General features: G+C 72.6%; 6 protein-coding genes and 1 pseudogene. 5 read left to right on the forward strand and 2 right to left on the reverse strand.

Annotation, left to right across the window (positions count from 1 at the left end):
• Positions 1–136 precede the first annotated feature (136 nt).
• Both VJS38_RS18040 and VJS38_RS18045 read right to left on the reverse strand, forming a co-directional pair.
• Positions 137–772: a hypothetical protein gene (locus tag VJS38_RS18040; RefSeq protein ID WP_324089536.1), complete on the reverse strand. Its 636-nt coding sequence runs from the start codon at positions 770–772 to the stop codon at positions 137–139.
• A 94-nt stretch (positions 773–866) separates the two neighbouring features.
• Positions 867–1,109 carry a hypothetical protein gene (locus VJS38_RS18045; RefSeq protein ID WP_324089537.1) on the reverse strand — a complete coding sequence of 81 codons (243 nt, stop codon included), beginning with the start codon at positions 1,107–1,109 and terminating at the stop codon, positions 867–869.
• A gap of 400 nt (positions 1,110–1,509) precedes the next feature.
• On the opposite strand from VJS38_RS18045, the gene VJS38_RS18050 reads away from it, so the two are divergent.
• From VJS38_RS18050 to VJS38_RS18070, 5 genes and pseudogenes are all read left to right on the forward strand, one after another.
• The gene (locus VJS38_RS18050) at positions 1,510–2,379 is read left to right on the forward strand and encodes a GNAT family N-acetyltransferase (RefSeq protein WP_324089541.1); all 870 of its coding nucleotides are present in this window, start codon (positions 1,510–1,512) and stop codon (positions 2,377–2,379) included.
• 73 nt (positions 2,380–2,452) lie between these two features.
• Positions 2,453–2,914, forward strand: a complete 462-nt coding sequence (gene tsaE, locus VJS38_RS18055; protein ID WP_324089538.1) for a tRNA (adenosine(37)-N6)-threonylcarbamoyltransferase complex ATPase subunit type 1 TsaE — start codon at positions 2,453–2,455, stop codon at positions 2,912–2,914.
• Positions 2,904–3,995 (forward strand): N-acetylmuramate/N-acetylglucosamine kinase AmgK, encoded by a 1,092-nt coding sequence (amgK, locus tag VJS38_RS18060; RefSeq protein WP_324089539.1) that lies wholly within the window; start codon positions 2,904–2,906, stop codon positions 3,993–3,995. Before tsaE ends, amgK begins: the two co-directional genes overlap by 11 nt.
• Complete coding sequence (locus VJS38_RS18065) at positions 3,992–4,711, forward strand: nucleotidyltransferase family protein (RefSeq protein WP_324089540.1); 720 nt, start codon at positions 3,992–3,994, stop codon at positions 4,709–4,711. The genes amgK and VJS38_RS18065 overlap by 4 nt, the downstream gene beginning before the upstream one ends.
• Positions 4,708–6,038, forward strand: a pseudogene (locus VJS38_RS18070) (double-strand break repair protein AddB); the annotation flags it as partial. The gene VJS38_RS18065 and the pseudogene VJS38_RS18070, both read left to right, overlap by 4 nt.

Below are 6,038 nucleotides of genomic sequence, written 5' to 3' on the forward strand. Positions count from 1 at the left end.
CTGGGCCACACGTTTCCGCAGACTCGTCCGCGACTACGAACGACTGCCCGAGACCGTCAAAGGCCTCCACTTCGCAGCCTTCGCCTGCATCATGCTCAACAAGGCTGTCGCCACTATGTTGAGTTCCTAACAGCCTCTAGGCCCCCAGTTCCTTGCGCACGAACCGGTAGGTCTGCCGCTTCTCGCAGGCGCAGGCGCGCATCTGCCCCTCGTCGTTCCACCAGATCAGGGTCGGGTAGCGCAGGTCGACGCCGTTGTCCTTCAAGAGCGGGCGCAGACGGTCGACCATCGAGCGGCCGCTCTCGACCACCGCCAGGCGCGCCATGTCCCCGTCGGCGGGCGGGACGCCGGGCGCCTTCCAGGCCTCGACCGGGACCGCCTCCCAGGCCTCCAGCAGCTTCCAGTCGCGCGTCAGCCAGAGCTGGGCCACGGTGGCCCGCTCGATGGGCGTGGACTTGGCCAGGCCGTTGACGTCGCGCCGGGCGATCTCGATCACCCGGGTGTCGACGTTCGCCGCCTGCAGCGCCGGGAACTCCTCTGTCCGGAAGCGGATGCAGTCGGGGCAGCTGCGGAACGAGACCATATAGAGCGGCTTGCCCTTCAGGCCCGGCGACACCCAGCCGGAATGCTCGATCAGCTGGACGATCTCGGCCTGGTGGCGCGTGATGGTCTTCGGCCGCCAGCGCAGCTCGAAGCTCCACGTCGCCCAGACGCCGGCGGCGATCACCGCCAGGATCAGGACGATCGAGCCCCACAGCTTGAACCGTCGCATGCCGCAGCCTCCCGCCGCCGAGATTTACGCAACCGTCAGCGGCAGGTTAGGCCCAAGCGCAACCTTCGCAAGACGCAAGCTGGCGCAAATCAAGTTATGCGGGGATGGCGTCCAGGTGGTCGGGGGACGCGGCGTGCAGGAAACGCCCGGCGACCGAGCCGTCGCGCAGGAAGATAGACACCTCGGCGCTCTCGCCGCGGGCCGCGTAACGGCGGGCAAGCGCCCGCGCCGCCGCCTCGGCCTTGGCGCCGGCGACGAAAAGCATCTCATTCTCGAAGACGGTCGAACGGACCGCCCAGCCGTTCCCGACAGGAACGACGGAAATCTTCAGAGCCATACTGAGCTCCAGCTACTCTTACGGGAGAAGTCCCCGCTTCTCGCGGGGCGATTTAGGCCTGCTACGCGACGGCATGATGACGTCTGCGCGGCGAAGCTGCGTTCAAAGCCGCATCCGGCTTTCAGGTTTTCGACATCGCAGCATGGGCCCCTCTCGGCTCCAAGGACACGACACTGTGTAATGGCGCCGACCGCGACCGGCCACGCAAGAAGTTTTGACTCCAGCAAGAGTTTTCCGGGGGCGCCTGGCGGGAACCAGTTGCGAGTTCGGCGCCACCGGCCTGCGCGGCTGGAGGAGCCGGCATTTGGCGTCGCTTCCCCGCGGCCGCAAGGGCGCGCGGCCGAACTTCGTGCACGGACTTGCCCGGCTGCTGCGGCGCGGCGCATCCTTGCGTCCCAGAATGACGCTCGCCTCGCCCGTCCAGTCCCTGCCGCGCCAGCGGCCCGCGCCGCACATCGTCGACGTGCTGATCGCCGAGCGCGCGCCGAGGCTAGCGGCCAGCCCGATCTGGCCCCTGGCGCGGCCGCTGCTCTACGCCCTGCTGGACTACCGCAAGGCGCGCCGGATGGCCGACGCCATCGCCCCGCTCTCGGGCCAGGCGGCGCTGGACCACGTCTCCGACCTGCTGGCCCTGAAGGTCGAGGCCCGAGGCCTGGAGCGCACGCCCCCGTCGCGCCGGCTGATCGTGGTCTGCAACCATCCGACCGGCATCGCCGACGGGATCGCCGTCAACGACGCCCTCAGACGCGTGCGTTCCGACCTCTGTTTCTACGCCAACGCGGACGCCCGCCGCGTCTCGCCGCGCCTCGACGAGGTGCTGATCCCGGTGGAATGGATCGAGGCCAAGCGGACGCGCCAGAGCGCGCGCCTGACCCTCGAGGCGACGCGGGCGGCGATGGAAGCCGAGCGCTGCCTGGTGATCTTCCCCTCGGGGCGGCTGGCGCGCCGCCAGGCCGACGGCCGCCTCCTCGATCCGCCCTGGGCGCCCACCGCGATCGCCGTGGCCCGCAAGCACCGCGCGCCGGTGCTGCCCATTCACGTCGCCGGCCCCTGGTCGACCCTCTTCCACCTGTTCCACGGCTGGTCGCAGGAGCTGCGCGACATCACCCTGTTCCACGAGCTGCTGAACAAGCGGGGCGGCCGCTTCGCGCTGACCGTAGGCGCGCCGATCCCGCCCGAGGCGCTGGCGGGCGACGCCGCCGAGATCACCAAGCGGCTGAAGGCCCATGTCGAGGAGACCCTGCCGGCGAACCCGGATGCGGGGTTCTAAGATCCTCCCCCTCAGGGCGCGAGCAGTTCAGGCTTCGCCTTTTCTCGGGGGCGAGACGGGCTAAAACCGTCACATGGACCTCCCCGCCACTCTCACCCTGCCCGACGAGGCGGCCACGCAGGCGCTCGGCCGCGCCATCGCCGCGGCGCTGCAGCCCGGCGAGGCGGTGTGCCTGACCGGGCCGCTGGGCGCCGGCAAGTCGACCCTGGCGCGGGCGCTCGTGCGCGCACTGACCACGCCGGACGAGGAGGTGCCCTCGCCCACCTTCACCCTGGTGCAGTTCTACGAGGGGCCGCGGCTGAACGTCGCCCACTTCGATCTCTATCGCCTCTCCTCGCCCGAGGAGGCCTATGAAATCGGTCTGGACGAGGCGCTCGACCAGGGCGCGGCGGTGATCGAATGGCCCGCGCGGCTTCAGGACGCCCTGCCGCGCGACCGACTCGATGTAGAGATTGCGCTTTCGGACAATGACAAGGCCCGCGTCGCCCGGCTGGCGGCGCACGGGGCGTGGGAAGGACGGCGACTTGAGCTTTGATCGTGAGGCGCTGAAGACGGCGTTCCTGGCGCGCCACGGTTTCGACCGCGCGCGGCGGGAGCCCTTGAGCGGCGACGCCTCGACGCGCCGCTACGAGCGCCTGCATCTGGCCAGCGGCCAGCGCCTGATCTTCATGGACCAGCCGCCGGCGCTGGAGAGCTCGGTCTGCCCGCCGGACGCGACGCCCGAGCAGCGGATCGCGCTCGGCTACAACGCCGCCTCGCGCCTGGCCGCCGGCTCGGTGGCGGCCTTCGTCGCCGTCGCCGGCTACCTGCGCGAGCGCCGGCTTTCGGCGCCGCAGATCCTGGCGCACGACTGCGCCGCGGGCCTGGCGGTGCTGGAGGACCTGGGCGATGGCCTGTTCGCGACGCTGATCGAGGAGGGTTTGCCGGAGCGGCCGCTTTACGAAGCCGCGGTCGACGTCCAGGCCGCGCTGCAGGAGGCCCCGCCGCCCCAGGTGCTCGAAGCCGGCGGCGCGGCCTGGCCTCTGCTCAGCTACGACACCCTGGCGCTGAAGATCGGCACGGACACCTTCCTGGAGTTCTGGCCGCAGTTCGCGCGGATCGCCGCCTTCCCGGCCGAAGCCGTCGCCGAGTGGGACGCGCTCTGGGCGCCGGTCTGGGTGCGCGGCGAGGCCGGCGCCTGCGTCTTCACCCACCGGGATTATCACGCGCAGAACCTGCTCTGGCTGCCGGAGCGGGCGGGCGCCGCGCGCGTCGGCCTGCTCGACTTCCAGGATGCGGTCCGCGCCCACCCGGCCTGGGATCTGACGCACCTGCTGCAGGACGCCCGCCGCGACGTCTCGCCGGAGCTGGAGGCCGCAATGCTCGACCGGTTCCTGGACCGGCGGACCGGCATCGACCGCGAGGCCTTCCTCGCCGACTACCGGGCGCTCGCGGCCGCCAACGCCGCGCGGATCCTCGGCCGGGTGTTCGCCCGCCAGGCCCTGGCCGGCCGCGACCAGTACCGGGCCTACATGCCGCGGACCTGGCGCTACCTGGAGCGCAATCTGCGGGATCCGGCGCTCGCCGGGCTGCAATGCTGGTTCGACCGCCACGTGCCGGCCGAGGCGCGCGCATGAGCGCTCCGGGACCAAAGACCGCCATGGTGCTGGCCGCCGGCCTCGGCACCCGCATGCGGCCGCTGACGGATTCCATGCCCAAGGCCCTGGCGCCGGTGGCCGGGCGCACTCTGATCGACCGGGTGCTGGACGAGCTGGTCGCCGCCGGCGTCGAGCGGGCGGTGGTCAATGTCCACCACTTCGCCGACCAGATGGAGACGCACCTGGCCGGCCGCCGCGACCTGGAGGTGCTGATCTCCGACGAGCGCGAGCTCTTGCTGGATTCCGGCGGCGGCATCCAGAAGGCGCGCCGGCTGCTGGGCGAGGCGCCGTTCTTCGTCGCCAACATAGACTCCCTGTGGACCGAGGCCGGCGAGCCGCCGCTCGAGGCGCTGAAACGGGCCTGGGACCCGGCGGCGATGGACCTCCTGCTGCTGCTGGTGGCGCGCGGGCGCGGCATCGGCTTCGAGGGGCCGCAGGGCTTCCTGATGGACGATGCGGGCCGGCTCACCCACTCCGCCTCGCCCGACGTGGTCACGCCCTTCGCCAACGTCGGCTTCGGCATCATGAAGCCGCAGATCCTCGACGGCTCGCCGTTCGCCGGCCCGTTCTCGATCGTGCCCGTCTGGCATCGGCTGCAGGCCGAGGGCCGGCTGCACGGCGTGCCGATGGACGCCTTTTGGATGCACGTCGGCGACCCCGCCGCCCGCGACCTGGCCGAGATGCGGCTGGAATGAGCGCGCTCTTCGGCGCCCCCGGACCGCGCTGGTTCAACATCCCGGCGCACCGGCCCTTCGCCGAGGACCTCGCGCGCGGCCTGTTCGAGGCGCTGAGCCCGCTCGGCCCCGAGGCCCTTTCCGAGGCGACGGTGCTCACCCCCACCCGCCGCGGCGCACGCGCCCTGGCCGACGCCTTCGTCGCCGCCGCCGACGGAACCGCGGTGCTGCCGCCGCAGATGCGGCCGCTGGGCGACCTGGAACAGGGCGAGCCGCCGTTCGAGCCCGGCGATCTGGCGCTCGACCTGCCCATCGCGATCGAGCCGCTGCGCCGGCGCTTCGAGCTCACTCGCCTGGTCGCCGACCACGAGCGCCTGCTGCCCGGGCGCGAGCTGACCGCGGCCTCGGCCCTGGAGCTGGGCGAGGCGTTGGGCGGCTTCCTCGACAGCCTGCAGATCGAGGAGATCGAGGCCGGGGACCGGCTCGCCGACCTGGTCGAGGCGGACCTCGCCGAGCACTGGCGCGTCAGCCGCGACTTCCTGGAGACGGCGCTGCGCGAGTGGCCGAGGCGGCTGGCGGCGCTGGGCGTGATCGACGTCTCCGAGCGGCGGGTGCGGCTGCTGCGCCGGCTGGCCGAGGTCTGGACGCTGAACCCGCCGCGCGGCGTGCTGGTGGCCGCGGGCTCGACCGGGACGGCGCCCGCCACCGCCGAACTCCTGCGGGTGATCGCCGCAGCGCCCCAGGGCTGCGTCGTGCTGCCCGGGCTCGACGACAGCCTGGCCGAGGACGCTTGGCGACAGGTCGGCGAGCAGCACCCGCAGGGCGCGATGCGACGGCTGCTGGCCCGCGCCGCCGTCGAACGCGCCGAGGTCCTGACCTGGCCCGCCTCCCAGGGCTTCGCCAGCCAGGCGCGCTGGCGCCGGCGGGTGGTCAACGAGGCGCTGCGCCCGGCGGAGGCCACGGCGGACTGGCTGCACGCCATCGCCGCCCTGCGCGACGAAGGCGGCGCCGACGGGGTCGACCCGATCGCCGAGGGGCTTTGCGGCCTCTCCACCGTCAGCGCCCGCAACGAGGACGAGGCCGCCACGGTCGCGGCCCTCCTGCTGCGCGAGGCGCTGGAGACGCCAGGCCGCACCGCCGCCCTGGTGACGCCCGACCAGACCTTGGCGCGGCGGGTGACGGCGAAGCTGGGACGCTGGGGCGTCGTCCCCGACTCTTCTGCAGGCGAGGCGCTGGCCGGCTGCCGAGTCGGCGCGCTGACCGCGCTGGTCGCGCGCCTGGCGGCCGATCCGACGGCGCCGGCGCCCCTGCTGGCGGTGCTGAAGCACCCGCTCGTGCGCCTGGGCCT

The organism is Phenylobacterium sp., assembly GCF_035276905.1.
Classification (GTDB): Bacteria; Pseudomonadota; Alphaproteobacteria; order Caulobacterales; family Caulobacteraceae; genus Phenylobacterium.